This window comes from Paraburkholderia sp. BL23I1N1 (assembly GCF_003610295.1).
Taxonomy (GTDB): domain Bacteria; phylum Pseudomonadota; class Gammaproteobacteria; order Burkholderiales; family Burkholderiaceae; genus Paraburkholderia.
Genome location: NZ_RAPV01000001.1, coordinates 705,844 through 730,554, shown reverse-complemented (window position 1 = coordinate 730,554; position 24,711 = coordinate 705,844). Strand labels below are relative to the sequence as shown.

The window sequence follows — 24,711 nt, the reverse complement described above, 5'->3', positions numbered from 1 at the left end:
AAATGCAACGTACCAACGATACTGCGATTTCTGCCATCGAGCGGCAGACGGTCCGCAAGGTAGTCTGGCGGCTAGTGCCTTTCCTGATGGTCTGTTACCTCCTCGCCTTTATCGACCGGGGTAACGTGGGTATGGCATCGCTTCAGATGAACAATGACCTTGGCATGTCGGCGAAGGTCTTTGGGTTCGGCAGCAGCCTTTTCTTTGTCTCCTATTTCTTCTGTGAGGTGCCAAGCAATCTGGCGCTGGAGAAGTACGGTGCGCGAATCTGGATTGCTCGCATCATGATTACGTGGGGCATCGTTTCAGCAGCAACGGCGCTGGTGCATAACGCGACTTCGTTTTATGTCCTTCGGTTTCTGCTCGGTGCGGCCGAGGCCGGTTTTTTTCCAGGCGTCCTGCTTTATCTCTCGTACTGGATTCCGGCCACCTATCGCGCTCGCATTGTGGCCACGTTCATGGTGGCAATTCCAGCCGCAAGTTTCATTGGCTCGCCGATTTCGGCATTGCTTCTTCAGATGGACGGTTTCATTGGTCTGAGAGGCTGGCAGTGGCTGTTCATCCTTGAAGGCGTTCCCACTGTCCTGCTCGGAATCGCGTGTCTGTTCCTGTTGACAAACAAGCCGGAAAACGCGAAGTGGCTCAGTGATGACGAGCGTAAATGGCTTGCGGGCGCGCTGGCGTCTGAACAGAAGACTCCCAAAAAAGTCCTGTCGATGCCGTTGATGAAGCTATTCCGCAACAAGTATGTGTTGTGCCTTGCGCTCGTCGACACATGCGCATCGGCAGCCGGTAGCACGCTCTCTGTCTGGCAGCCTCAATTGCTCAAATCGTTTGGCCTCACAGTGATGCAAACCGGGTTGGTCAACTCGGTCCCCTACGCGGCCGCTTCCATACTCATGGTGTATTGGGGGCGGCGTTCGGACCGTCTTGGCGAACGTCGTTGGCACACTGTAGTACCGATGCTGTTGATTGGCGTCGGGTTGTTTGCGACTTCGCTTAGCGGGTCCCTGGTGCCGACAGTGTTTATGCTCTGCGCGGTTCTGGTCGGCGCTTATTCATTCAAAGGCCCATTCTGGGCGCTCGCAACGGACATGCTGTCGAACAGCGCGGTTGCTGCAGGCCTTGCGACGATTAACGCCATCGCGAATTTGCTGGGTGGCGGACTGATGGTCAACGTGTACGGGGCGGTCAAGGAAGCGACGGGTAGTTATGCGCTCGCACTCATGCCACTCGCCATCCTGACGCTCGTGAGCGTAGCCACTCTCCTGTTGCTCACTCGTGCGAGCCGCGCTAAACAACTGCCCAACAAAACCAAGGTCGTTTAAAAAAATGCAGAACAAAACAAGACGCGCGTTTTTGCAGTATGCGGGAGCGGCGATGGCGGCCTCTGCGTTACCTATGATGGCAATGGCAGAAGAAAACTGGTCTAGTGGTTCGGAAGCACCTTCGTTCAAGCTGCCTGAGGGAGCTATCGATTGTCATATGCATATCTACGATGACCGCTTTCCCGTAGCGTCAGGCACGACTCTGCGGCCGCCGAACGCGACCGTCGAGCAATATAAGCTGGTGCAAAAACGGTTGGGAATGCGCAGAAACGTCGTCGTGACGCCATCGACCTACGGGACGGACAATCGTTGCACGCTCGATGCGCTAAAGAAGTTCGGAGTGAATGCTCGGGGCGTCGCTGTCGTTGACTCGTCAGTAACCGATTACGAGCTTCGCAACTTGCACAATGGCGGCGTCCGCGCGATTCGCTTCAACCTTAGCTATCCTGGTGCGACTACCCTTGACATGCTCGGTACGCTGGCGGCTCGAGTTTCATCTCTTGGGTGGCACATTGAACTGGTCGTTCAGGGCGCCCGCCTTCCTGAACTCGAAAGTCATCTCGAAGCCCTGCCGTGTCCGCTGGTCATCGACCACATTGCGCATGTCCCTCAGCCAGGGGGCCTGTCGACGGACGCCTTCCGTACTGCAGCGCGGTTGGTAGATAAGGGAAATACGTGGATTACATTGTCCGGGCCATACGTGGACAGCAAGATAGGTGCACCTACCTATGCCGATGTCGCGCCCGTCGCCAAGAGGTTCATAAGCATGGCGCCAGAGCGGATTCTCTGGGGTTCGGACTGGCCGCATCCCACCGAGAAGTCTTCGAAGCCCGACGATGCACTTCTCCTGGACCTCTTCGCGAACATGATTGAACGACCTGACTGGCAGCAACTGGTGTTTGTTTCCAACCCCTCAAAGCTCTATGGCTTCTCGTGAATTCGGCGGCACGTATGCTCTGTGAGGATGATTCCTCGGTTCCTCGTCTAAGATGTGCGAACGAGACGCCGCTGTCTTAAGAAAAACTCCCTCGTCGGTGCCCCTGCTAGCAGGTGTCAGTATGCTCCGACGCACAGCCACAACGGACTGGAGCAGAAATGCTGACAATCAACGAGACCCATGACGCGGAGATTGCGAGCTGGGTCGCATCAGCGAACGAACCGGAAAGTGATTTTCCTATTCAAAACCTTCCTTTCGCTGTTTTCCGACGGGCAGGTAGCAACGAGTCATTCCGGGGAGGCGTGGCAATCGGTGACCAGATTGTCGACTTGGCTCGGGTCGCACAAATCGGCCTATTTTCCGGACTGACGCAGAAGGCGCTCGAACAGTGCGCGGGCGCGTTCCTGAATGGATTTATGGCCATGGGTGAGGAAGCCTGGTCGGCGGTGCGCCTGGCGTTGTCGCGTGCATTGCGCACCGGTGCGATGCAAGAGCAGGCATTGGCCGAAGCTCTCGTGCCACAAGCGGAAGCGGAGTATGACGTCCCGGCTCAAATCGGCGATTACACAGATTTCTACACGTCGGTGTACCACGCGACAAATATCGGCAGGCAGTTTCGGCCGGACAACCCGCTTACACCAAACTACAAGTGGGTGCCCATCGGCTATCACGGACGAGTATCTTCGATTGGCGTGTCCGGTCAATCATTCCCGCGCCCTGTAGGTCAGTCTTTAGCGCCGGGCGCGATTCAACCAGATTTTGGACCGTGCAAGCGTCTCGATTACGAGTTGGAACTGGGTATTTTCGTCGGACAGGGGAACGAGCAGGGTAAGCAAATTCCGATTGATACGGTCGAGGAGCACATCTTCGGCATCTGCTTGCTGAATGACTGGTCTGCGCGCGACATTCAGGGTTGGGAATACCAGCCACTCGGTCCATTTCTGTCGAAGAATTTCGCCACTACCATTTCTCCATGGATAGTGACGCTGGAAGCGCTTTTACCGTACCGGGTCCCGTTCGTCCGCCCCGAAAGTGACCCGCAGCCACTCGCATACCTCGATTCGATAGCCCAACGCGCGGCCGGGGCGATTGACCTTCAGCTGGAAGTCTCGCTGGAGACCGAGGCGATGCGCCGGTCGGATTTGCCTCCAACCGTTCTGACTCAAACAAGCTATCGGCACGCTTACTGGACGGCCGGTCAACTGGTTGCTCACCATACGGTGAACGGCTGCAACCTGAGACCCGGCGACCTCTTTGGCAGCGGCACGCTCTCTGGCCCTACACTTGACGAGGCCGGTGCTTTGATTGAGCTGACGGTTGGGGGAAAGCAGCCCGTGCATGTATCGCCCGACGAGGCTCGAACGTTTCTTGAAGACGGCGACACCGTCATTATTCGCGGGTGGTGCGAGAAGCAGGGAAATGCACGAATCGGGTTTGGAGAGTGTCGCGGAACGGTTTTGCCAGCCCGAATCTAGGTGTTGCGGGGCGCAGTACACGTAATGTTTGCGTCCTCGGCAGAGTTGCAGGATGACGCTGGCTCTCGACAGCCCCGCAACGCCGCTTAGCTGGACATTGGCAACCTCCTTCCCCTCCGTCTGCTTCCACGTCTTTCGGCTAGCGCCACGTTTTGGCTGTGCAACTGCTGAACGTTCGTAACCGAGAAGGGTTCGGCCGCATCCGGCCGCCCGCGCGAAAACTAATGCACGCAAAGGCCAGAGGACAGCCGAACCAACCTGCGACGAAGTAAGCGCTCTCGAGTCGCGGTTGCTGCCGTTGCACTTAATTCACTGCTGGGCGTCGAGCAGTCCGAGCATCGCCACGGCACCGCCCTCAAGTCCGACACCGTGCGACGTATTGGTACTTGCCTCACGAGGATTAATCCGGATGAGCCGGTTCCGCGCGTTTTTTTCGCTGAACCGTCGCACAGTCGGCAGGGCCTTTCCGGCACCGAGTTCTACGACAACCAGCTTCGCTACCGTTGAAATCCAGGCATCCAAGCGTTGCATTTGCTTTTCATAAGGTGCATCCACCCACCCCCAGTCGCCGAACATCAAAATATTTGGGCGCGCGAGAGACCCGCAGCGCGGGCAACGAGGCATTGGATTTTCCAGAATGGACATCTCCTCATCTACTTGCGGATGAAACTCCTCCGCCGACCATATGGCGTTCGTGCAGGCATTCAAGCATTGAAGTGCGTGAATAGACCCATGGCATTCACGGACCCGGCTTCCCGAGAAGCCAGCTTTTTGGAACTGCCCATCAACGTTGCTCGTGAACACGAACGCGCCACGGGTCATACGGTCCGCCCATCGGCGCAGAATCGTGAAGCCCTCGTGAGGGACAGTCTTACGGTAAAGCTTCAGCCGGTGTCCGTAGAAGCCCCATGCAAGTTCGGGATGCTCCGCGAACATTGCTGGGTTTGCCACGTCCTCGAACGAGAGGCCCTGGTGCCGAAGCGCGGGATAGGCGCACCAGAAGCCGTCTCGGCCGCGAAAGTCAGGAAGGCCCGAATCGACCCCCATGCCCGCGCCAGCGGTGATGAGCAGACCGTCTGCTTCTCGCAGCCAGCCAGCTGCTTTCTCCAGTTTTTCGTCTTGCGAATCGGTCACCTCAATGCTCCCTTTACAATGCGACGACTATCGATGGGCTGAAACGCCGATGCATCAAACTAACGCGCCGCGGGTGCGACGTGTGCGGCAGCTTGCCTTGCGCTCGTCTTCATCGTCGCACCGTCGACGAAATTTGGCCTCGCTGATTAAGCGCAGCACCGTCGCCACGCTTTCATGTCCTCGATGGTCACCCCTTGGACCGAGGATTCCACGGCTCCCGCCAACTCCAGAAGCGACTTCGATTTTGCGCGTGCCGAAGACATCAAGCGCCGGGTTTCCGCGGTTCACACGCTTTCCATTCTGCCTCGTGCGATATTGCCGCCGCATCCTCGCAATGCCAAACCAACGGTGACGGAAATCGCAGCGACAGTCGCCATGTACAGACCAGGTGACGCGGTATTGTGAGTGAACTTGATAACGTTCGTGATGAGGAGGGGCGTGATTCCTGCGAAGGCAATGTTCGACAGATTCAACGAGAACGCGACACCACTGAAGCGTAGGTTGGTCGGAAACAGGTCTGCAACAAGATACGCGTACGTTCCATTGAAGGTCCCTGCTACGACGTCGACGAGTGCAAAGGCCAGCGCAAGACTTATCTCATGGCCGACGAGCTTCAAGGACAACCGGTAAGTAATGGCGCACATCACAAGTGTGCCGATGCGATGAATGATAGCGGGCCGGAGTTTCTGACCGAGCCATGCAAACGTGACAAGAGACACCGCCATACACGCAATGCCAACGTTCTGCCCCAGGCTAAAGCTAGCTCATCTGCTTGAAGAGAGCGCGTCGCATCGCACCACGCTCCTGACTTCCCGCGAAGAAACTCATTGATGCTTCATCGTTACTGCATCTTTGAAAAGCTAGTCGGGCGATAGATAGAGCTTTCTTGCGAAATCAAATGGTTTGATGCGGCCATGCTGCGTAGGAACGTTCGCCACCTGTCGTCCTGCTGCATGGCGCCTCGACGCGCCTCGCGGTCCGCCATGTCTTCGAATCTCCACAGGTGCACGACCTCATTCAAACTCCCGACCTCACTCACGAACCATCCGAGCGGTTCACCAAGGTAATGACGCTGGAGCGGCAGACCTTCTTTCTCGTATGCATCGAGAAACAAGGGCACTGTACCAACTCGGCAGGTATAAGTCCGAATCTCTACAATCACGAGTTCGCATCCTCAATGAAAGACGGAAGCGAGACCTCCGCTTCCAACTGGAATCGTTAGAAAAGTTCGCGCACGCCCACCATCACACCAGTCTGGCCGCGGCCCGCCACTGGAGCGGCCGGGACCGGCGACGTGCTGGACACAGAGAAGGTCGCAGCGTGGCCGTTGAACAGATGTGCGCCCGCAACATAGACCGAGCTTCGTTTTGAGAGCAAATAGGTAACGCGAGCGATGGCTATATCGCCGCGCACGCCGTCAACGGAACTGCGCAAACCGACGTATTGACCGTCAAGCAGGAACGACGGAGTGGCGAGGTAAGTAACACCGGCGAAAAAACAGATTGGTTTGCAACGACACGGTGTCGGCTCTGAGACGGCGATAAATCCATCCTGCACCGAGCTTTAGGTTACCGAACTTGACGAACCCATCAACCAGGAAGCGAGAGTCTTTATCCGACGATGACTTGAAGGCGATAGTTGGCTGACTCGGAATGAGGGTCACCGAAGAAGTTTCGCCGCCGCGCTGCTCGTTATACGCGACGGATGCACCCCAAGCCGCACTGTTATATTGGAGCATTGCTGACCATGCATGACAGGCAACGCCTTCGCCGGGTTGCTGACCTGCGCAGTTACCCGGTGCCAACGTGTCTCTCCCGAGGCTGAACGTCCCGCCCAAGGTGAAATTGCCAAAGGTGTTCGTGTAAGCGACAGAATTGTCCTGGCGTGCGCTTGCCAGGAACGGGTCGAATACAACCATCGAGTACGACGCCGAGCCGATGTTGTCTGCCTGAATCAACGCAGTCCACAGCATCTCCTGCTGTCGACCGAACGTGAGTGTTCCCCACGGATTGCTGCTCAAGCCGACGTAGGCCGAGCGGCCAAACAGGCGACCGCCTTGGTTCAATTGCCCGTTTGAAACGGAAAAGCCGTTCTCGAGGCGAAAGATTGCCTTCAGCCCATTGCCCAAGTCCTCTGCGCCTCTGAAACCCCAGCGGGAAGGCTGCTGCCCAGTAAGCTGGGTCGCCCGGAACAGGTTCTTGTCCGCTGCTCCAACGTTGCTCACATACTCAAAGCCGGTATCCACGATGCCGTAGAGTTCGACGCTGCTCTGTGCCAGTGCCATATGGGATGCGCCGCACAAGATGGCGGCAACTGCGACCTTCTTCATTCGTTCTGTCTCCGATTTTTAATTCTGTGCGATGCGCTTTGTCTATTCGCCTAGGCGTCTGCCAGGCGCGCTTGTTTCGCTGTGGAATAGAGACTATGATTTTTTTCAATAACAAAAAATTGACAATTTTTCCCAAACTCATAACCCCACGGTTATTTCATGAGCAGTCAAGTGAGCGATACGACGCAACCTGCGGCTATTGAGAGATTCTTCCGGGCGGGCCTGAAGCTCCAGCAGTTGCGGATTCTGGTGCGGTTGGCGCAAGTGGGCCAGGTTCGTAAAGTCGCAGAAGCGTTTCATGTCACACAACCTGCAATCTCCAAGCAGATTGCCGAGATGGAAGCGGCGCTTCAGATGCCTCTCGTTCAGCGGGCGGGCCGGCGCTTGAGATTCACAGCGGCTGGCGAGACGCTGGTCACCCATGGCCGGGAAATACTTCATCATCTGGAGCAAGCCCGAATTGAGTTGGATTCGTTGGCCTCAGGCGTTGCGGGGAAAGTGACGGTCGGGGCCGTCGGGACCACGACGCCTGTCCTTGTGCCGCGAGCCATCGCGACGTTTCAGCGGTACGCGCCTAACGCCTCGGTCTTGCTAATAGAGAGCACGACAGACCGCATGTTTCCGATGCTGCTGGAAGGTGAAATCGACATCGTCATCTCTCGGACTCCGCCACCGAACCAGCGAGAGTTCGACCAGACACCGGTTTGCAAGGACCCCATAGTGGTTGTCGCAGGTAAGGACCACCCGCTTGCATACCGTCGCGCTATCACATGGAGAGACGTCCAGGACGTGCCCTGGATATTGCCGCCGACAGGCTCTGCGCTCGACAAAGCGCTCGAACAGATTTTTTCCCGGCATAAGCTGGAATTGCCGCAGGGATGCGTGCAATCCGCGTCACTCCTGGCGTATCCGGTTTTGCTGGAAGCCGGCAATGCGATAACGGTGCTTCCGCACTCGTACGTGCAGCGAAGCGTAGATGCCGGTGAACTTGCAGTGCTGCCTTTGTCGCTGCCTCATCTTTCGTCGCAAATCCTGATGACTCGTCGGCGCAACCACGTCAGCCCCGTTGTCGGATTGATGCAGCGATGCTTTGAGGAAGCTGGCGCAGCAATGCCAGTAGTAACCCGATAAATAACCTGGAGGTAATGGAAAAGAGAAAATTCGTAACTTGTAGCACCGGTCACTTGGAAGCAGGATGCGTATAGCTGGCGGCTTTTCCCGCTTCAGAAAACGAACTTAGTGACCTCAATGAAGCAATCAAATGTGCTGTTCATTTTGTCCGATGAACACCAACACGGCTTGATGGGTTGTGCGGGCAACCAGGTTGTTCACACGCCGAATCTCGACCAACTCGCCGCGCGCGGAACGAGGTTCGAGAATGCGTACACCCCATCTCCCATCTGCGTGCCTGCAAGGGCGAGCCTAGCTACTGGCCGTCACGTCCATGAAATTCGCTGCTGGGATAACGCGATTGCCTATGACGGTGAGCCTAAAGGTTGGGCGCATCGGGTGGGCGAGGCTGGAATTGCGGCTGACTCAATTGGCAAGCTCCATTACCGTAGCGCCTCCAGTCCCACGGGCTTCCGCCGACAAATTTCGCCGGCCCACATCATGGGCGGAATCGGTCAAGTTTGGGGTTCCGTTCGTGACCCGCTGCCGGAGACTATGGGGCGGTCTCCACTGTACGACCAAGTTGGGCCGGGTCACTCGTCATATAACGAGTTCGATGAAGGCGTCGCTGGGCACGCTGTCCGTTGGCTTGCCGAACACGCGGAGCAGGAAGAGCCGTGGGTTCTCTTTGTCGGCTTCGTGGCGCCACATTTTCCGCTCGTCGTTCCTCAACGCTACCTGGACCTTTATCCGATTAACAGCATCGAGTTGCCAACGCTGCATCCTGACCGGGGATATAAGCGGCACCCCTGGGTTGAGCGGCAAGCGCGTTATATGGACCACGACCTGGCTATCGGAAGCGACGAGCAGCGGCGTCTCGCCATCGCGTCGTATCTGGGGCTTGTTTCATTCGTTGACGACAATATCGGGCGAGTCCTCGGCGCCTTGCGGGAGCTTGGCCTGGACGGGTCGACGACGGTCATTTACACCAGCGACCACGGTGAAAATCTCGGCTCACGTGGAATGTGGAATAAGTGCTTGATGTATCGCGAATCCACGGGTATTCCGATGATTCTTGCCGGCCCCGAAATTCCCGCAGGCCGGGTCTGCGAAACCCCGGTCTCGCTGCTGGACGTCCATAACACCATTCTCGATTTGGTCGGCGCGCCCGAAGACATCGCCTCGCCCGGTACATCCATGGCGCGGCTGGCAAATTCGCCAGACGACTCAACCCGAACCGTCTTCAGCGAATACCACGCAGTTGGCTCTGAGTCAGCGGCGTACATGCTTGCGAACAAGAAGTACAAATACCACTACTACGTAGGACTTGAGCCTGAGCTTTTCGACCTCGAGGCCGACCCCGCCGAAACGTCCAACCTTGCATCGCTGCCAGACTATCGCGAACTGGCCTCGGAGTTCGAAGCACAGCTTCGAAACATCGTCGACCCGGAAGCTGTGGATGCGTCCGCCAAGCAAGACCAGAACGCTCTGATTGAAAGCTTTGGTGGACGTGAATCAGCGTTGAAAACCGGAACACCTGGCGCCACGCCCGTGCGTCAGTAGGACGCTCTCACCCGTCCGGCGTCATTGCCGGAACCAGAGCTAGCAGCAATAAAAATCTTAGGAGACAGAGCAATGCTTACAACGAGCACAGCTCAACAACAGGCCGCCTTCTCTATGCGAAAGTGGAAGACTGTCTTTCTGGCGAGCCTCGGCAGTTCGCTGGAGATGTATGACTTCATCGTGTACGGCGTCTTCGCAAAAGAAATCGCATCGCAGTTTTTCCCGTCGTTCGACCCAGTCGTCGCTCTCATCAGCTCGTTTGGCGTCTTCGCCGTGGGATACGTTTCGCGTCCCCTCGGCGCTATTGTTCTCAGCAGTTTCGGTGACCGCCACGGACGGAAATGCGTGTTTCTCGTCTCCGTTCTGGCAATGTCCGCCTCGACCATTGGTATCGGGTTGCTGCCAGGCTACGCATCAATCGGGGCCGTGGCGCCAGCACTGCTCATTTTGTTGAGACTCATGCAAGGCTTCTTCCTCGCCGGAGAGCTGCCCTGCGCCATCACATATGTGGTCGAAGAGGTCCCGCAAAAGGCCGGCTTTGTGAGTGGCCTTGTGCTCTTCTTCTTGAACAGCGGCATTTTCATTGCGACGATGACGAATTTCGTCATCCAGTCTTCTCTCAGCGCTGCAGATGTGCATTCGTACGGCTGGAGAATTGCGTTCTGTCTTGGGGGCCTACTCGGCTTGCTCAGCTACTTCCTGCGACGCTCCCTCGAGGAGACTCAAGAGTTTGCCCGCATGCGGACCCACGTGTCCCGCAAGCCATTCCGCGACCTCATTGCTCGTCACGGTAAGGCAGTATTGATTGGCGTTGGCATCTCGAGCGTGGTGAACGCATCAAATATCATGCTCTTCGTGTTCTTCCCTAACTTTGCCACCAACACATTGCACCACGACCCTCGCGTCGTCAGTGCCTGCCAGAATGTCGGCATCGCGTGCCTCTCCATTTCAATTTTGTTCTCTGGATGGCTTTGCGACCACGTACCTCGCCGGTTCGTGCATCGGATTGGCACGTTGCTGATGATTGGCGGCAGCTACCCGCTGTATATGGCGCTGGTCTCTGGCACCGTCGACCTCTGGACTGCCGTAATCGTTATGGGTCTCGTTGGTGGCCTCGTCGCCGGCGCCTACGCCTGCATCCTCGCGGACCTGTTCCCGACTGAAGTGCGATTCAGTGGCATCGCACTGTCTCTGAACCTTAGTACGGTCATCTTCACTGGTCTCACCCCGGTTGCCATCACCTTTCTCATTAAGGCAACGAAGCACGCGGCGATTCCTGGGGTCTACATCGCTCTTATCGGCCTGCTCGCGCTGTGCGCCGGGCTTTTGCTCAAGCGATTCGGTGGGAAACTGCGTCAAGTCGATGCGTAATGACACTGGGCACGAGGGTCGAAAGGTCTTTTCTGACGCTCGTGCCGCCGCGGTTTCGCTCGCGATGTGCAGCGCGCAAGCTCCGTCGTTCACGCCAGATGCTTTTCCAGCCGTCACACTGTCGTCAGGACGCACGACGCCCTTAAGCTTCGCCAACGCTTCAAGCGACGTCTCATGAGGATGCTCGTTACAGTCGACGACGATATGCGTGCCACTTTCCGATTGTGTTCACCGGCCTGATTAGCGCAGCCGTAAATGACGTCGGCGACTTGCGCCCAGTCGACCGATTTGTTGCGCGCAATCGGTTCTCCAATGAGGACCCGTTGCGCCGTGACGGATTCAACACGGGAACGCAGCTTCGTGACTTAACTGCGCTCGTCCGGCGTTAACTTTGACAGATATGCCGCCGGAACAACTGAAGTAAGCCAGACGCCGTTATCCGAGCGGGTAAACGTATACCCATCGGCGTACATCTGCACGGCATTCACGACCAAAACTAACGGTTGGCCGTGGCGAGCACCTATGCGCGTCGCTGTGTTGACGTCCGTGCTCAGATGGACGGCATGCCGGGTCCGAGGCGTCAATCCATCCGCAGCAATACTCTCCCAGTTCCTCCAAGCGGTGCCGTGATAAAGAACAGCCGGCGGCTCCATATCGGTATATCCGAGGTCCACGCCTATCGAGTGACCCTGTGCCGCGCGTATCCGCAGCCCATCGGGTGAAAGCGAAAAGCGCTGTTTGTCGCTCGTGGCCACGACCGCGAGGATGACGTCTCGCGTGATTGCTGGCAATGTCCTCAGTCGCTTCGACGCACCCGCCTTACGTGCGGTGCGTTCTATTGCGCGTATCAGTTCATCGACAGGTACCCAACCGTGACGGTCAAGACGTATGCCTACCATCTCGGGCTCGTGGCGGAGAACTTTGGAAAGAAGTCTGCTCACGGTGACGTAGTTTTCCGGTGACCGCGAATCGTTGTCCATGTCCATAGAGGTTACAAGCTTGCGGGGGCATCCAGAATGTACAGTGAAGCGAACACGCAGCCGCCGCGGCGTTGCGTTCGTTTCAATCCGGTTTCGGGCGTGCCGCGCGGGACTGTTCCAACTCCTCGCTGAGCGCGTCTATCAGTGCTTGCATGCCGGCCGCTCGTTTCAGTAGCTGTCCGACTTGATACCAGTAGGCATATCCTAAGTCCCCGTCCTCTAGGCCCAATTCGTGAAGCTTGCGAAGCGCAATCTCAAGGTCAATATCGTTATCAGCGTTCATCTCTTTTTCCGCTGATTTTGAGGCGTTGTGGTCGCGCTGCCTCGCAGGCTTGCGCCTAAACAAGACCCCTTCGTTCACGTATCTCCTTTTGATGCGCACCACGACCAGACTGAGTACGAACCCGACTGCCGGCACGACCAGAAGTGCGGGGTTATTGAGCGCGAAGGTCAGGAGTTCTTTCATGGCGAGCAGACGTAAAACTGCGGTCTCGTGCCTACGTGAACAGCCGCGCGTATTGCTTTGCAATGGTCGCGGCTTCCTCAACCACCGGCTCAACATTTTGGAGCCGATGCAGTAGCGGTAAGTCTCGGAGAACGAATTCCAGAATTTCTTCCATGGTCTCGAGAGCAGTTGTGCTCAGCGCTCCGCGAATTCTCCAGCGGCCTTCAGTACAGGCTTGACCTTTTTAATCGCAAGAAATTGGAGGGGCGTCGAACCGCCAAGCGTCTCTGCCGGAGTGGTGAAAAAGTCCCACCTGTTCCACCCGGGTGTATCACCTAGCCTACGTATGACCTTCGCGAAGTCGTTGTGATGAATCATGGGGGAAAGAAAGAATCCTGGGATGTACATCCCTGCGTCCAGTTCAACGCTAAAGACTCTCCCTGAGGCGACTTGCTTACTCAGTTTCTTCTCTGTGACATCTGCCGCCCCAAGGTAGTCCACCATACGCAGCAACTTTCCCTGACGCACGAGGGCGTATCGCTCGGGGTTTGCCGAGGTGCTCTGTACCGCATCCTCATGGTCGGGCGTTCGCGGTTTTGACTGACCGCGAATGCGCTTGCGTAGTTTCGCGTCCTCCTCACGCATCGAGCGGAGGTCTAAGTCGAGTATCGTTGAGACGCCAATGACTTCCCATAGCCGATTCTTCAACATACGACCGAGCTCTTCATCTGGGATGTCGAGAAGTGCCAAGGCGCCTATAGGGTCAACCAAGACTGCAGCGACAACCGCACGATGAATCGCATGGTCTATCCGCGCAAGCCGTGCTTCTTCAAGCGAAGGCGTGTCTCGTCTTTGACGAGGTGGCCGTGGTGTTGGTACTGCCTTGGTTGTGATTCGATTCATGGCGGCAGGGGCTAGTTAGAGAATGTACGATTCCAAGGTCGCTGCAGAGCAGTCAGTCAATCCCATGAACGCCGAAGGCCGCCATCGGGTGCGACTTCTAGCCTCCGAAGCGAAATGCTCAGGGGCTGTCTTCTGTTTCGGCTGTCGATGTCTGGGACCCAGGCGAAACCTTAAGTTTTGCAAGAGCGCGCACGGCAGCCTCCCCATACGTGTACCCGTGAGCGGTAACGCCTTTTACCGTGCAGACAGCGAAGCCATCACCCGCCTCGAAGCTCGCTCCTTGAACTTGGGCATAGTCCAAGGCGGCAAGCATGGTCGATTTTGGGTCAGAGGCAATGTCGACTGCTTTTGTATCCCGCGCGTACACGTGGAGAGTACGAGTGCCGGAATCGAAATGCGCAAACGCGCTTTTTGGGTCGCCCGCCACCTGCAGGCCATCCTTTTTGCAGAGCATGAAAAGTACTTCCAGTATGTCCAGAGAATCGATGTTGGCCGCAGCGGCCGATTCCGGTTTCGGTTGAGTCTCTGGAACAGTTTCGCGCGCCGTAGCGTGCACGATGCTTTCCAAGCGCGACATTACGGCTCTGCGCCTCGCATTGCTCCGGGATTCCATAGCCACCTCGTATAGCGTAAAACGGGCCGTTCGCTGCATGCTGACGGTCCACTCGCGGGTGTCGCCCTCAAGGGAGGGTGTTCCCATAAAAAAACAAATAGTCGAATTTCGACTATAGTCGATTTTGGACTATTCGAGACTGGACCGCAAGCTGTCGCCGTTTTGACACCTTGGCCTCCTCGTGCAAAAGTCCATCTACACCGAGCATTACGGTCTTCTGTTGTCCACGCTACGGGAAGCGCGGAAGAAGGCAGGACTGTCACAAGTCGAACTGGCCAAAAGGTTGGAACTTACTCAGTCAATCATCGGTAAGTGCGAGCGAGGCGAACGGCGCCTCGACGTCATCGAGGTCCGAGAGTGGTGTGTTGCGATTGGTCTTACGCTCAGCGAGCTGGTCAGTGACCTTGAGGCTGCCATCTCGCATGTTGAGCAAGTAAAGGCGACCGGGACAAAAACAGTCCGGAAGACAGCCCGTAAATCAGCCCACAAGTCAGCACGAAAAACGTTACGGAAAAACCGCCCCCGAACGGCTTAAATGTGCCTTTGCCGCTTCCCCGTGTGCACAACTTCGCTGCCCACACCACGAGGGTGTGGACAGCCGCCTGACGGCGGTTCCGAAGTTGCACACACTTGAGGCTGACGCGCCGGCTACGCCGGCTTGCCCAAACATAAATATATAAAACTTACAAAACCGTCGCTCCGGCGGCCACGGCGACTGTCGTTTTCGTCAAAACCCAACACCAAACCCTTCAAGCATCAAGAAGTATGGATGGAATTTAGGGGGGTGGTTCAAACGACGAAACGTTCGCACTGGCAGCCTAAGGGCCGCCGTCCTCTGCCTAGTTCACTGACGGGCTAGAGTCGCAAGACCGGTAGCAATACCGACAGAGGTCATATACGTCAGTTAAGCCTTGGCGGCGTCACGACGCCCGGGTCGAAAATCTAGTGAATCGCCGTCACGCAGCGTGTTCGTCCGCGTCGTGGTGGTTAAATCAAATGACAGAACTAAGTATGTAGAACTAGTCGTAGAGTGCTTCTGGACGCGGGTTCGATTCCCGCCGCCTCCACCAGACGCTGTTTCAAGCTGCACCATCAAGACTCACTCAAAACCCGTAAGTGGCCTGCTGCTTGCGGGTTTTTTGTTGGCTGCCTATAAAACAGAAGGCCCGCTCATCGAGCGGGCCTTTTTGCTCGCGGGTATCACAGCCGCGCAAAGCCAAAGGAATAAACGCACCCCTTCAATCGTTTATTCCCCACGCGCGCCCGCACGCCGCGTTCCGCGCGAGACCAACATCAAAATCAGGAGCCAACATCATGCGCAAGACTCTCTTATGCCTCTCCACGCTGACTCTCCTCGCGCTGCAACAGACTGCCTTCGCTGAAGCACCGAAGATCGTCGACGGCCGCTTCGTCACCGCCGACGGCATGACGCTCTATACCTTCGACAAAGACACCACGCCCGGCGTGAGCGCCTGCACCGGTGGCTGCATGAGCTACTGGCCGGCAGCCGTGGCGGGCCCGTCGGACAAGCCGTCAGGCGACTGGACGCTGATCCCTGCCGCCGACGGCAAACAGCAATGGGCGTACAAGGGTCACCCGTTGTATCGCTACGCGGCAGACAAGCAGGCGGGAGAAATGAAGGGGGACGGCTTCAAGGACATGTGGCACATGGCGAAGCCATAACCGATCGCCATTGAACCACGGGCCAGAGCCGAATGGCTTGATATCAGCCACCCACGAAGGGACCGACGAAGGTACCGACGCAGGCGCCAACGAAAAACGCCGGCAGCATGCCGGCGTCTCAAACAAACACTAAAGCGGAACCCGAAAGCGCCGACTCGCGCTTATTCGTCTTTAGGACACTGCAAATTACACCCGTTCGGATCGCCGTTGTCGCCGCGCTTGCGCATGGCCGACTTTTTGTTGGACTGGTATTTGTCCGAGGGTGCGGAGGCCGCAAACGGCATCTGCGGATGTTCGGCAAGACGGAATTGATCTTGCAGGATACCGCCCGGCACACCCGGCGAATTCTGTGCGCAGGCAACCGAAACAGTAGCGAGAAGCACACCAGCCGTTGCTGCCGCAGCACATGCGTGAAAAAGAGCTTTCATATCGATTCAGCGCGGCATAGCGCGCGGTTAAGGCGTAAGCGGAAAGTTAGAGATTATCCTAAACATACGCCCCACGCAGCGATGACGGCGCCATTTTGTTTACAGTCGCTTACACCGCCGTTGGGCCAAGCCCAGTATCGAGATCGAGCAATTTGCCGCAGTCGTGCGGATCGTAGCCTTCGAGTTGATCGACGCTATGCCGGAACGCGGCGCCGCGCAGCAAACCGAGCACCGTTGCAAGCGGCGTGCGCTCCAGCCGGGCGCGGTCGCAGGCGAAGTAATAGTCTTCGTCGACGATCGGAATGAAGTCGAGCCCGAAGTGATGCGCCGCCGGCTCGACGCCGAAACCCACGTCCGCCATACCGCTTGCCACGAATGCCGCGATCGCCGAATGCGTGAGTTCCGCCGACGCATAACCGTTGACCCGGTCCGGATCGACCCCGACTTTTCGTAGCGCAAGGTCCAGCAGCATGCGCGTGCCGGAACCGGGCTGACGATTGACGAAGCGAATGTCGTCGCGCGCGAGGTCGCTCAGGCCGCCGATTCCCTTTGGATTGCCCTTGCCGAGAAACAGACCCTGCTTGCGCTTCGTCAGATGCACGAGCACGTGGCGCTGCGGATCGAGCCAGCGCCGATACGTATCGGCGCATGCCGCGCGAAACTCGCCGAGCGGTAAGTGGAAACCCGCCAGATCGCATTCGCCACGGGCAAGCGCGCTCACCGCGTCCGCGCTGTCGCGGTATTTGATATCGACCGGCAGATCGTTCGCGACCAGCGCCGTCACCAGCGCCGCCACGGCGTAACCGTGCGACGCGTAGATCCGCACGTCGTCGGCCGGTGGCGCGAGCCAGCGGTTCAGATCGCTGGCGACTTCGCTCGCCAGTGCGTGCATGTTGCCGTCGAGCCGCTCGCCGCACAGACGCTGTGCGCGCAACACGGCCTGCCCGAGTTCGGAGAGCACCGAGCCGCGCCCGCGTTCCTTCGCGATCAGCGGACCACCCAGACGCTCCTCGATGCTGCGCAACAACCCCCACGCATGACGGTAGGACAAACCCTTAAGCGTCGCCGCCTGCGCGATGCTGCCGGATTCGTCCACCAGCGCGAGCAGCGGCACCACGTCCGACAGGCTTGCCTCGCGGCCATCCGGACCTTTCACAACCAGTTGCGCCTGGCACTCGATTCTGATCATATATGTTCAGCTCCTTCCTATTGCACGACGCGTATCACCCGCCTATTGTTCCGCTATCCCCTATCGAATAAACAAAGCATAAGTGCACACATTATGAATGACAAGTGCATATATGACTTTGGAGGAGCCCCACTTGGACGATTCCATTGCCATCGCGCCTGACCAGTTGGTGCAGCGTCACGCACAGCCGGGCATGTCGCTGCTAGCCGTGCTGCACGCCATTCAGGACGAGCTCGGCTACGTGCCGCCCGACACGGTCGCGCCTCTCGCGCGTGCCATGAACCTGTCGCGCGCGGAAGTGCACGGCGTCATCACCTACTACCACCACTTCCGCACGCAGCCCGCGGCCGCTGTCACCGTGCAACTGTGCCGCGCCGAAGCATGCCGCAGCATGGGCACCGAGGCGCTCGCGCAGCATATCGAGGCACACACCGGCTGCCGTTTTGATGCGGAGCATCGGCATGGAGCGACGGTCGAGCTGGAATCGGTCTACTGCCTCGGCCAATGCGCGCTGTCGCCGGCGCTGATGCTCAACGGCACGCTGCACGCGAAAGTGACGCCGAAAAAGTTCGATGCGCTCCTCGCCGCCGCCAACACACGCGTGGAGGAAACGGCATGACGCGCATTTACGTTCCCTGCGATTCGTCAGCGCTTGCGCTCGGCGCCGATGCCCTCGCCCAAGCGATCGAAGCGGAAGCCACACGCCGCGGCGTTGAAATCGACCTGGTTCGCAACGGTTCGCGCGGTTTGCTATGGCTCGAACCGCTCGTCGAAGTGACGACGGCTGAAGGCCGCGTCGGCTACGCGAATGTCGAAGAGAGCGACGTTGCAGCGCTATTCGACGCCGGCTTTATCGAAGGCGGCGAGCATGCCCGCCGTGTCGGTGCGGTCGATGAAATACCGTATCTGAAGAACCAGCAGCGTCTGACCTTCGCGCGCATCGGTATCACCGATCCGCTTTCCATCGACGACTACGTCGCCCACGGTGGCCTCGAAGGTTTGCGCAATGCTTTGCAAACCGACGGCGACGCCGCCTGCGAAGCGCTGATCGAATCCGGCCTGCGCGGCCGCGGCGGCGCAGCCTTCCCCGCCGGCATCAAATGGCGCACGGTACGCGGCGCCAAAGCGGCGCAGAAATACATCGTCTGCAATGCGGACGAAGGCGACTCCGGCACCTTCTCCGACCGCATGGTGATGGAAAGCGACCCGTACGTGCTGATCGAAGGGATGATCATCGCAGGCGTCGTGACCGGCGCGACAGTGGGCTATATCTACGTACGCAGCGAATATCCGCACTCGATCGCGACGCTCGAAGCCGCGATCGCCCGGGCGCGCGCCGCCGGCTGGCTCGGCGATAGCGTGCTCGGCTCGGCGGCGCATCGCTTTGACCTGTTTGTGGCGAAGGGCGCAGGCGCTTATGTCTGCGGCGAGGAAACAGCGCTGCTCGAATCGCTCGAAGGCAAACGCGGCGTCGTGCGCGCGAAGCCGCCGGTACCGGCGCTAGTCGGTCTCTACGGCCAGCCGACCGTGATCAACAACGTCATCACGCTCGCCACGGTGCCGATCATCTTCGCCCGCGGCGCTGCGTTTTACAAAGACTTCGGCATGGGCCGTTCGCGCGGCACGTTGCCGTTCCAGCTCGCCGGCAATGTGAAACAAGGCGGTCTGGTCGAGCTGGCGTTCGGCGTCACGTTGCGTGAACTGCTCTTCGACTACGGTGGCGGCACAGCAAGCGGACGCCCGGCGCGCGCGGTGCAGGTCGGCGGCCCGCTCGGCACCTATCTGCCGGAAAGCCAGTGGGACATCCCCATGGACTACGAAGCGTACGCGGCGGTCGGCGCGGTGATCGGCCACGGCGGCATCGTCGTGCACGACGACACGTCGAATCTCGCCGAACTCGCGCAATACGCCATGCACTTCTGCGCGCTCGAATCGTGCGGCAAATGCACGCCGTGCCGGATCGGCTCGACGCGTGGCGTCGAAGTGATCGGACGGATTCGCAACGGCGATACGTCCACGCGGCAAGTGAAACTGCTGCGCGATCTGTGCGACACGATGGTGTCCGGCTCGCTCTGCGCGATGGGCGGCATGACGCCGTACCCGGTGCTGTCCGCGCTCGACCATTTCCCCGAAGACTTCGGTCTCGATAACGTACACGACCACGCGCCCAAAGCGGCTGCGGCTTGACCCAGGAGCCTCACATGTCCGATGTGCTCAACTCCCCTGCCGGCGTCCCGAAGGAAGTCTCTTTGGGAGGCGGCTGCGGCTCCGGCAACTGCGCGTGCAAATCGCAAGCACTTGCACAACAACGCGCGCCCCGTTCGTTCTTTGACGACGCCGATTACGGCACACCGGCGCGTCATGCCGACGTCGACGTCACGCTGGAAATCGACGGCCAGGCCGTAACGGTACCGGCCGGCACGTCCGTCATGCGCGCCGCCGTCGAAGCCGGCGTCAACGTGCCGAAGCTCTGCGCGACCGATTCGCTCGAACCGTTCGGCTCATGCCGTTTGTGTCTGGTCGAGATCGAAGGCAAGCGCGGCTACCCCGCTTCGTGCACGACACCCGTCGAAGCCGGCATGAAGGTCCGCACGCAAACCGATCGTCTGCAATCGCTGCGCCGTAACGTGATGGAGTTGTATATCTCCGATCACCCGCTCGACTGCCTGACCTGCCCCGCCAACGGCGACTGCGAATTGCAGGACATGGCCGGCGTCACCGGTTTGCGCGAAGTGCGCTACGGCTTCGACGGCGCGAATCACCTGAAGGACAAGAAGGACGAATCGAATCCGTACTTCACGTACGACCCGTCGAAATGCATCGTCTGCAATCGCTGCGTGCGCGCGTGCGAGGAAACCCAGGGCACGTTTGCGCTGACGATTGCCGGGCGCGGCTTTGAATCGCGCGTGGCTGCAAGCGAAAACAAGCCGTTCATGGAATCGGAATGCGTGTCGTGCGGCGCGTGCGTTGCCGCGTGCCCGACCGCGACCCTGCAGGAAAAGACCGTCATCATGCTGGGCCAGGCCGAGCATTCGGTCGTCACCACTTGCGCGTATTGCGGCGTGGGTTGCTCGTTCAAGGCCGAGATGAAGGGCAACGAAGTCGTGCGGATGGTGCCGCACAAGAACGGCCAGGCCAACGAAGGCCACGCGTGCGTGAAGGGCCGCTTTGCATGGGGCTATGCGACGCACAAGGACCGCATCACCAAGCCGATGATCCGCGCGAAGATCACCGATCCGTGGCGTGAAGTCAGCTGGGAAGAAGCGCTCAGTTACGCGGCGTCGGAATTCCGCCGCATTCAGGCGAAGCATGGCCGCGATTCGATCGGCGGCATTACGTCGTCGCGTTGCACGAACGAAGAAACGTATCTCGTTCAGAAGCTCGTGCGCGCGGCGTTCGGCAATAACAACGTCGACACCTGCGCGCGCGTGTGCCACTCGCCGACCGGCTACGGCCTGAAGACCACGCTCGGCGAATCCGCCGGCACGCAGACCTTCGCCTCAGTCGACAAAGCCGACGTGATCATGGTGATCGGCGCGAATCCGACCGACGGCCACCCGGTGTTCGGCTCGCGGATGAAGCGCCGCATCCGTGAGGGCGCGAAGCTGATCGTGGTCGATCCGCGCCGCATCGATATCGTCGATACGCCGCACGTGAAGGCGTCGCATCATCTGCAATTGCGTCCGGGCACCAACGTCGCGGTAGTCAATGCGCTCGCGCATGTGATCGTGACCGAAGGGTTGTTGAACGAAGCGTTCATCGCCGAGCGCTGCGAAACGCGCGCGTTCGAGCAATGGCGTGCGTTCGTCGCCCTGCCCGAAAATGCGCCGGAAGCGACCGAGGAACTAACCGGCGTACCCGCCGCGTCCCTGCGCGAAGCGGCCCGCATCTACGCCACCGGCGGCAACGCCGCGATCTATTACGGCCTCGGTGTCACCGAACATGCGCAAGGCTCGACGATGGTGATGGGCATCGCGAATCTGGCAATGGCAACGGGCAATATCGGCCGCGAAGGTGTCGGCGTGAACCCGCTGCGCGGTCAGAACAATGTGCAGGGTTCGTGCGACATGGGCTCGTTCCCGCACGAACTGCCGGGGTATCGTCACATTAGCGATTCGATCACGCGCGCGCTGTTCGAGGAAGCATGGAGCGTGACGTTGCAGCCCGAACCGGGCCTGCGCATTCCGAACATGTTCGACGCCGCCGTGCATGGCACATTCAAGGGCCTGTACTGCCAGGGCGAAGACATCGTGCAATCCGATCCGAACACGCATCACGTGTCGGCGGCATTGTCGTCGATGGAATGCATCGTCGTGCAGGACATTTTCCTCAACGAGACCGCGAAGTACGCACATGTGCTGCTGCCGGGTTCGTCGTTCCTCGAAAAGGACGGCACCTTCACCAACGCGGAGCGCCGTATCTCGCGCGTACGCAAGGTGATGCCGCCGGTACCGGGTTACGCCGACTGGGAAGTCACCGTGATGCTCTCTCGCGCGCTCGGTTATGAAATGGACTACACGCATCCCTCGCAGATCATGGACGAGATCGCGCGTCTCACGCCGACTTTCCACGGCGTGTCATACAGGAAGCTCGATGAACTCGGCAGTATCCAGTGGCCGTGCAACGAGAGCGCGCCCGACGGTACGCCGACCATGCACATCGACACCTTCGTGCGCGGCAAGGGCAAGTTCGTGATTACGAAATTCATCGCCACGCCGGAAAAGGTGACGCGCAAGTTCCCGTTGCTGCTTACCACGGGCCGCATCCTGTCGCAGTACAACGTCGGCGCGCAGACACGCCGCACCGAAAACTCGCGCTGGCATGACGAAGACCGGCTGGAACTGCATCCGCACGATGCTGAAGAACGCGGTATCAAGACTGACGACTGGGTCGGAATCGAATCGCGCGCGGGACAAACCGTGTTGCGCGCGAAAGTGACCGAGCGGATGCAGCCGGGCGTCGTCTACACGACGTTCCACTTCCCCGAATCGGGTGCGAATGTGATCACCACCGATAGCTCGGACTGGGCCACCAATTGTCCGGAGTACAAGGTGACCGCGGTGCAGGTGATGCCGGTCGAACACCCCTCGCAATGGCAGCAGGAATATTCGCGCTTCAACACGGAGCAGCTCGATCTGCTGAGGCAGCGCGAGCTGGCCAACGCAACGTCGGGTAAGTGAGGCGAGCCATGGACAATCAGAATCTGATCGACATGGCGAACCGGATCGGCGATTTTTTCGATTCAATACCGGACCGCGAAGAAGCGCTCGGCGGCATCGCCGATCATATCGGCCGCTTCTGGGAGCCGCGCATGCGGCGCGCTTTGCTGGCGGCGCTCGATGAGCCGGATGCGAACGGCATCGAGATGTCGGCCATTGTCCGGGAAGCGCTGGTCAAGCATCGTGAGGGGCTGACGCCGGCTGCACCCGCTACGGTGTAGGCGAGCCGCCGCCGTTCAACCAGCGCATGGCGGCCCCCATCACAGGGCCGCCTGCTCCGGTATCACACCGCCCTCTGTGAACCACGCTTCGCAATGCCGCAGCAAGCCGTGCAGATCGGAACCCGTGCGCCCGCGCGCGCAGATGTAGCCGTCCGGGCGCACCAGATAGAACGACGGCCGCGTGCGTCCATATGCTTCGGATAGCGCCGGGGCGCCCTCGCCGGTCGTATCGGTCACGCGCCAGATGCGTACCCCATCCGGCAACAATCGCTCGACTTCCGCAACCAGTCGCTCCAGTTCCGGATCCGGCACCGGCGCGTGCTTCGCGGCGGGATCGAGCGGCGTTTCGTCGGCGGGTAACGGCGGGACCATCAGGAACAATGAGAAGAACGCCGGATCGTGCAAATCGAAAATGCAGCCGACGCCCGGCGCGCGCCCAAGCGGTCCATCCACCACATGCACCAACGCATCCGGCGCACGCTCGCCGGCGCGCGGACCGCCGTCGAGCACACGTTCGAGCGTCAGCGGACTGCGCCGATACTGGATCGACAACTCGCTGATGGTCATCCGCGCCGCGTCGCGCAGCGGACCGAGCGCGGCCAGCACCGGCATCACGCGATCGCGCAGCAGCTTCAGCGGTCCGTGATCGGCCTCGGCCATGTGCGTGACGAAACCAGTCTGCCGTAGCACGTCGCGCTCGATGGGATGCCGTTCGTGGTGGTACGTATCGAGCAGGCGGTCAGACGCCGCGCCTTTCAAAACGCGCGCGAGCTTCCAGCCGAGATTGAACGCTTCCTGAATGCCCGTGTTCATCCCTTGTGCGCCGGCCGGACTGTGCACGTGAGCCGCATCTCCCGTGAGGAAAATGCGGCCGACACGCAGTCTCTCCACCATCCTGCTGTTCAGATGAAAATGCGACGACCATGCCAGCTCCGACACGTCGACGCGTTCTCGCACACGCCGGGCGATCAGCGCCTTGCATTCGGCAAGCGACGGCGGCAACACCTGATCGAGCGGCGGTTCACCGAGCGCAGCAGGCGTCGCCGGCGCAGAGACGGTGGCCGGTTCGGCCGAATGATCCGCAATCAGACGATGACGGCCATGGCCCATCGGAAACAACGCGACGAGACCCTCGCCTGAAGCGAAGATATGGAATTCGTCGTCGGGCCAATCGGTTTCGGCATGCACGTCGGCAAGCAGAAACGTCTGCTCGAAGGCATTGCCCTCAAAGCTCAACCCGAGCCGGTGACGGATCGTGCTATGCGCGCCGTCGGCGGCGATCATGTACGACGGGCGCAGCGTCTCCGTGTGGCCGTCCGCGCGACGCAGCGTCGCCTGCATGCTGGCGGAACCCTGCGAGAACATCGTCAGTTCGACGCCGCGCTCGACCGTCACGCCAAGCGTCGCGAGATGCTCCGTCAGCAGACGTTCAGTCACGGATTGATCGAGAAATAGCAGATACGGATAGCGGGTATGCAGGGGATCGAAATCGAGGCGCGCGAGACGCATGCCATTGGAAAAAAGATTGGCGATGCGCGCGCGATGACCGAGTTCGAGAAATGGCTCGATCAGCCGGTGCTGTTCGAATAGCTCGAGCGTGCGCGCCTGAATGCCGATGGCCCGCGAGTAGGGGTTCGGTTGCAGCGCCTTGTCGATTAGACGCACGGGGATGTGGGCGCGCGCCAGACTCATGGCCGCGGCAAGCCCGGTCGGACCCGCCCCGACGATCAGCACCGGCGACGTATCGTGAGCGGCAGCGTCCATGCGGGCCTCCGGAGACGAC

Annotated in this window: 23 protein-coding genes, 1 other RNA gene and 1 pseudogene; 13 read left to right on the top strand and 12 right to left on the bottom strand. The window is 59.3% G+C overall.

Annotated elements, in window-relative coordinates; genetic code table 11:
• Positions 1-2: 2 nt before the first annotated feature.
• The 3 genes from B0G76_RS03555 (at position 3) to fahA (ending at position 3,740) form a co-directional block, all read left to right on the top strand.
• Positions 3-1,328 (top strand): MFS transporter, encoded by a 1,326-nt coding sequence (locus tag B0G76_RS03555; protein ID WP_120296177.1) that lies wholly within the window; start codon positions 3-5, stop codon positions 1,326-1,328.
• A gap of 4 nt (positions 1,329-1,332) precedes the next feature.
• Positions 1,333-2,265 carry an amidohydrolase gene (locus B0G76_RS03550; protein ID WP_120290149.1) on the top strand — a complete coding sequence of 311 codons (933 nt, stop codon included), beginning with the start codon at positions 1,333-1,335 and terminating at the stop codon, positions 2,263-2,265.
• Between the two features lie 161 nt (positions 2,266-2,426).
• A complete protein-coding gene (fahA, locus tag B0G76_RS03545) occupies positions 2,427-3,740 on the top strand; it encodes a fumarylacetoacetase (protein WP_120296176.1) in 1,314 nt (437 codons plus the stop codon).
• 309 nt (positions 3,741-4,049) lie between these two features.
• Here fahA and B0G76_RS03540 read toward each other — a convergent pair whose 3' ends face one another.
• From B0G76_RS03540 to B0G76_RS03520, 4 genes are all read right to left on the bottom strand, one after another.
• Complete coding sequence (locus B0G76_RS03540) at positions 4,050-4,874, bottom strand: Sir2 family NAD-dependent protein deacetylase (protein WP_259460490.1); 825 nt, start codon at positions 4,872-4,874, stop codon at positions 4,050-4,052.
• A gap of 284 nt (positions 4,875-5,158) precedes the next feature.
• A complete protein-coding gene (locus B0G76_RS03535) occupies positions 5,159-5,599 on the bottom strand; it encodes a hypothetical protein (protein WP_120290147.1) in 441 nt (146 codons plus the stop codon).
• Between the two features lie 116 nt (positions 5,600-5,715).
• Positions 5,716-6,036: an NIPSNAP family protein gene (locus tag B0G76_RS44685; protein ID WP_120290145.1), complete on the bottom strand. Its 321-nt coding sequence runs from the start codon at positions 6,034-6,036 to the stop codon at positions 5,716-5,718.
• A 288-nt stretch (positions 6,037-6,324) separates the two neighbouring features.
• The gene (locus B0G76_RS03520; RefSeq protein ID WP_120290141.1) at positions 6,325-7,203 is read right to left on the bottom strand and encodes a porin; all 879 of its coding nucleotides are present in this window, start codon (positions 7,201-7,203) and stop codon (positions 6,325-6,327) included.
• A 171-nt stretch (positions 7,204-7,374) separates the two neighbouring features.
• Between B0G76_RS03520 and B0G76_RS03515 the strand changes: the two genes are divergently transcribed.
• From B0G76_RS03515 to B0G76_RS03505, 3 genes are all read left to right on the top strand, one after another.
• The gene (locus B0G76_RS03515) at positions 7,375-8,334 is read left to right on the top strand and encodes a LysR family transcriptional regulator (RefSeq protein WP_183081980.1); all 960 of its coding nucleotides are present in this window, start codon (positions 7,375-7,377) and stop codon (positions 8,332-8,334) included.
• Positions 8,335-8,451: 117 nt separating this feature from the next.
• On the top strand, positions 8,452-9,876 hold the full coding sequence (locus B0G76_RS03510; RefSeq protein ID WP_120290137.1) for a sulfatase-like hydrolase/transferase: 1,425 nt from the start codon (positions 8,452-8,454) through the stop codon (positions 9,874-9,876).
• 72 nt (positions 9,877-9,948) lie between these two features.
• On the top strand, positions 9,949-11,247 hold the full coding sequence (locus B0G76_RS03505; RefSeq protein WP_120290135.1) for an MFS transporter: 1,299 nt from the start codon (positions 9,949-9,951) through the stop codon (positions 11,245-11,247).
• Positions 11,248-11,286: 39 nt separating this feature from the next.
• Here B0G76_RS03505 and B0G76_RS03500 read toward each other — a convergent pair.
• The 5 genes and pseudogenes from B0G76_RS03500 to B0G76_RS03480 all read right to left on the bottom strand — a co-directional run.
• A pseudogene (locus tag B0G76_RS03500) lies at positions 11,287-11,466 on the bottom strand (3-oxoadipyl-CoA thiolase); the annotation flags it as partial.
• Between the two features lie 146 nt (positions 11,467-11,612).
• Positions 11,613-12,227, bottom strand: a complete 615-nt coding sequence (locus B0G76_RS03495; RefSeq protein ID WP_120296174.1) for an RNA 2'-phosphotransferase — start codon at positions 12,225-12,227, stop codon at positions 11,613-11,615.
• A gap of 82 nt (positions 12,228-12,309) precedes the next feature.
• Positions 12,310-12,693 carry a hypothetical protein gene (locus B0G76_RS43440; RefSeq protein WP_259460489.1) on the bottom strand — a complete coding sequence of 128 codons (384 nt, stop codon included), beginning with the start codon at positions 12,691-12,693 and terminating at the stop codon, positions 12,310-12,312.
• Between the two features lie 174 nt (positions 12,694-12,867).
• Positions 12,868-13,422: a hypothetical protein gene (locus tag B0G76_RS03485; protein WP_147393998.1), complete on the bottom strand. Its 555-nt coding sequence runs from the start codon at positions 13,420-13,422 to the stop codon at positions 12,868-12,870.
• A 271-nt stretch (positions 13,423-13,693) separates the two neighbouring features.
• Positions 13,694-14,152 carry a hypothetical protein gene (locus tag B0G76_RS03480; RefSeq protein ID WP_147393997.1) on the bottom strand — a complete coding sequence of 153 codons (459 nt, stop codon included), beginning with the start codon at positions 14,150-14,152 and terminating at the stop codon, positions 13,694-13,696.
• A 217-nt stretch (positions 14,153-14,369) separates the two neighbouring features.
• Here B0G76_RS03480 and B0G76_RS03475 point away from each other — a divergent pair, with 217 nt between their 5' ends.
• From B0G76_RS03475 to B0G76_RS03465, 3 genes are all read left to right on the top strand, one after another.
• Positions 14,370-14,723, top strand: coding sequence for a helix-turn-helix domain-containing protein (locus tag B0G76_RS03475; protein WP_120290129.1), 354 nt, complete (start codon positions 14,370-14,372; stop codon positions 14,721-14,723).
• A 49-nt stretch (positions 14,724-14,772) separates the two neighbouring features.
• Positions 14,773-15,258: a transfer-messenger RNA gene (gene ssrA, locus B0G76_RS03470) on the top strand.
• 244 nt (positions 15,259-15,502) lie between these two features.
• Complete coding sequence (locus B0G76_RS03465) at positions 15,503-15,871, top strand: hypothetical protein (protein WP_120290127.1); 369 nt, start codon at positions 15,503-15,505, stop codon at positions 15,869-15,871.
• Between the two features lie 161 nt (positions 15,872-16,032).
• Here the strand turns inward: B0G76_RS03465 and B0G76_RS03460 are convergent, their stop codons facing one another.
• Positions 16,033-16,299 carry a hypothetical protein gene (locus B0G76_RS03460; protein ID WP_120290125.1) on the bottom strand — a complete coding sequence of 89 codons (267 nt, stop codon included), beginning with the start codon at positions 16,297-16,299 and terminating at the stop codon, positions 16,033-16,035.
• 109 nt (positions 16,300-16,408) lie between these two features.
• Positions 16,409-17,488, bottom strand: coding sequence for a substrate-binding domain-containing protein (locus tag B0G76_RS03455; RefSeq protein WP_120290123.1), 1,080 nt, complete (start codon positions 17,486-17,488; stop codon positions 16,409-16,411).
• Between the two features lie 133 nt (positions 17,489-17,621).
• On the opposite strand from B0G76_RS03455, the gene B0G76_RS03450 reads away from it, so the two are divergent.
• From B0G76_RS03450 to B0G76_RS03435, 4 genes are read left to right on the top strand one after another with little or no spacing between them, the layout of a single operon-like run.
• Entirely contained in the window at positions 17,622-18,107 is a 486-nt protein-coding gene (locus B0G76_RS03450) for an NAD(P)H-dependent oxidoreductase subunit E (RefSeq protein ID WP_120290121.1), read from the top strand.
• Entirely contained in the window at positions 18,104-19,675 is a 1,572-nt protein-coding gene (locus B0G76_RS03445; protein ID WP_120290118.1) for an NADH-quinone oxidoreductase subunit NuoF, read from the top strand. Before B0G76_RS03450 ends, B0G76_RS03445 begins: the two co-directional genes overlap by 4 nt.
• Before the next feature lie 14 nt (positions 19,676-19,689).
• The gene (fdhF, locus tag B0G76_RS03440) at positions 19,690-22,668 is read left to right on the top strand and encodes a formate dehydrogenase subunit alpha (RefSeq protein ID WP_120290116.1); all 2,979 of its coding nucleotides are present in this window, start codon (positions 19,690-19,692) and stop codon (positions 22,666-22,668) included.
• 8 nt (positions 22,669-22,676) lie between these two features.
• Positions 22,677-22,928 carry a formate dehydrogenase subunit delta gene (locus B0G76_RS03435; protein ID WP_120290114.1) on the top strand — a complete coding sequence of 84 codons (252 nt, stop codon included), beginning with the start codon at positions 22,677-22,679 and terminating at the stop codon, positions 22,926-22,928.
• 39 nt (positions 22,929-22,967) lie between these two features.
• Here the strand turns inward: B0G76_RS03435 and B0G76_RS03430 are convergent, their stop codons facing one another.
• Positions 22,968-24,692, bottom strand: a complete 1,725-nt coding sequence (locus B0G76_RS03430) for an FAD-dependent monooxygenase (protein WP_120290112.1) — start codon at positions 24,690-24,692, stop codon at positions 22,968-22,970.
• Between the last annotated feature and the right edge of the window lie 19 nt (positions 24,693-24,711).

What these genes read in the sequence shown, in the direction of transcription:
- B0G76_RS03555 (WP_120296177.1), top strand. Translation starts at nt 3, where the DNA reads ATGCAACGTACCAACGATACTGCGATTTCTGCCATCGAGCGGCAGACG.
- B0G76_RS03550 (WP_120290149.1), top strand. Translation starts at nt 1,333, where the DNA reads ATGCAGAACAAAACAAGACGCGCGTTTTTGCAGTATGCGGGAGCGGCG.
- B0G76_RS03535 (WP_120290147.1), bottom strand. Translation starts at nt 5,599, where the DNA reads ATGGCGGTGTCTCTTGTCACGTTTGCATGGCTCGGTCAGAAACTCCGG.
- B0G76_RS03520 (WP_120290141.1), bottom strand. Translation starts at nt 7,203, where the DNA reads ATGAAGAAGGTCGCAGTTGCCGCCATCTTGTGCGGCGCATCCCATATG.
- B0G76_RS03510 (WP_120290137.1), top strand. Translation starts at nt 8,452, where the DNA reads ATGAAGCAATCAAATGTGCTGTTCATTTTGTCCGATGAACACCAACAC.
- B0G76_RS03505 (WP_120290135.1), top strand. Translation starts at nt 9,949, where the DNA reads ATGCTTACAACGAGCACAGCTCAACAACAGGCCGCCTTCTCTATGCGA.
- B0G76_RS03495 (WP_120296174.1), bottom strand. Translation starts at nt 12,227, where the DNA reads ATGGACAACGATTCGCGGTCACCGGAAAACTACGTCACCGTGAGCAGA.
- B0G76_RS43440 (WP_259460489.1), bottom strand. Translation starts at nt 12,693, where the DNA reads ATGAAAGAACTCCTGACCTTCGCGCTCAATAACCCCGCACTTCTGGTC.
- B0G76_RS03480 (WP_147393997.1), bottom strand. Translation starts at nt 14,152, where the DNA reads ATGTCGCGCTTGGAAAGCATCGTGCACGCTACGGCGCGCGAAACTGTT.
- B0G76_RS03465 (WP_120290127.1), top strand. Translation starts at nt 15,503, where the DNA reads ATGCGCAAGACTCTCTTATGCCTCTCCACGCTGACTCTCCTCGCGCTG.
- B0G76_RS03460 (WP_120290125.1), bottom strand. Translation starts at nt 16,299, where the DNA reads ATGAAAGCTCTTTTTCACGCATGTGCTGCGGCAGCAACGGCTGGTGTG.
- B0G76_RS03455 (WP_120290123.1), bottom strand. Translation starts at nt 17,488, where the DNA reads ATGATCAGAATCGAGTGCCAGGCGCAACTGGTTGTGAAAGGTCCGGAT.
- B0G76_RS03445 (WP_120290118.1), top strand. Translation starts at nt 18,104, where the DNA reads ATGACGCGCATTTACGTTCCCTGCGATTCGTCAGCGCTTGCGCTCGGC.
- fdhF (WP_120290116.1), top strand. Translation starts at nt 19,690, where the DNA reads ATGTCCGATGTGCTCAACTCCCCTGCCGGCGTCCCGAAGGAAGTCTCT.
- B0G76_RS03435 (WP_120290114.1), top strand. Translation starts at nt 22,677, where the DNA reads ATGGACAATCAGAATCTGATCGACATGGCGAACCGGATCGGCGATTTT.
- B0G76_RS03430 (WP_120290112.1), bottom strand. Translation starts at nt 24,692, where the DNA reads ATGGACGCTGCCGCTCACGATACGTCGCCGGTGCTGATCGTCGGGGCG.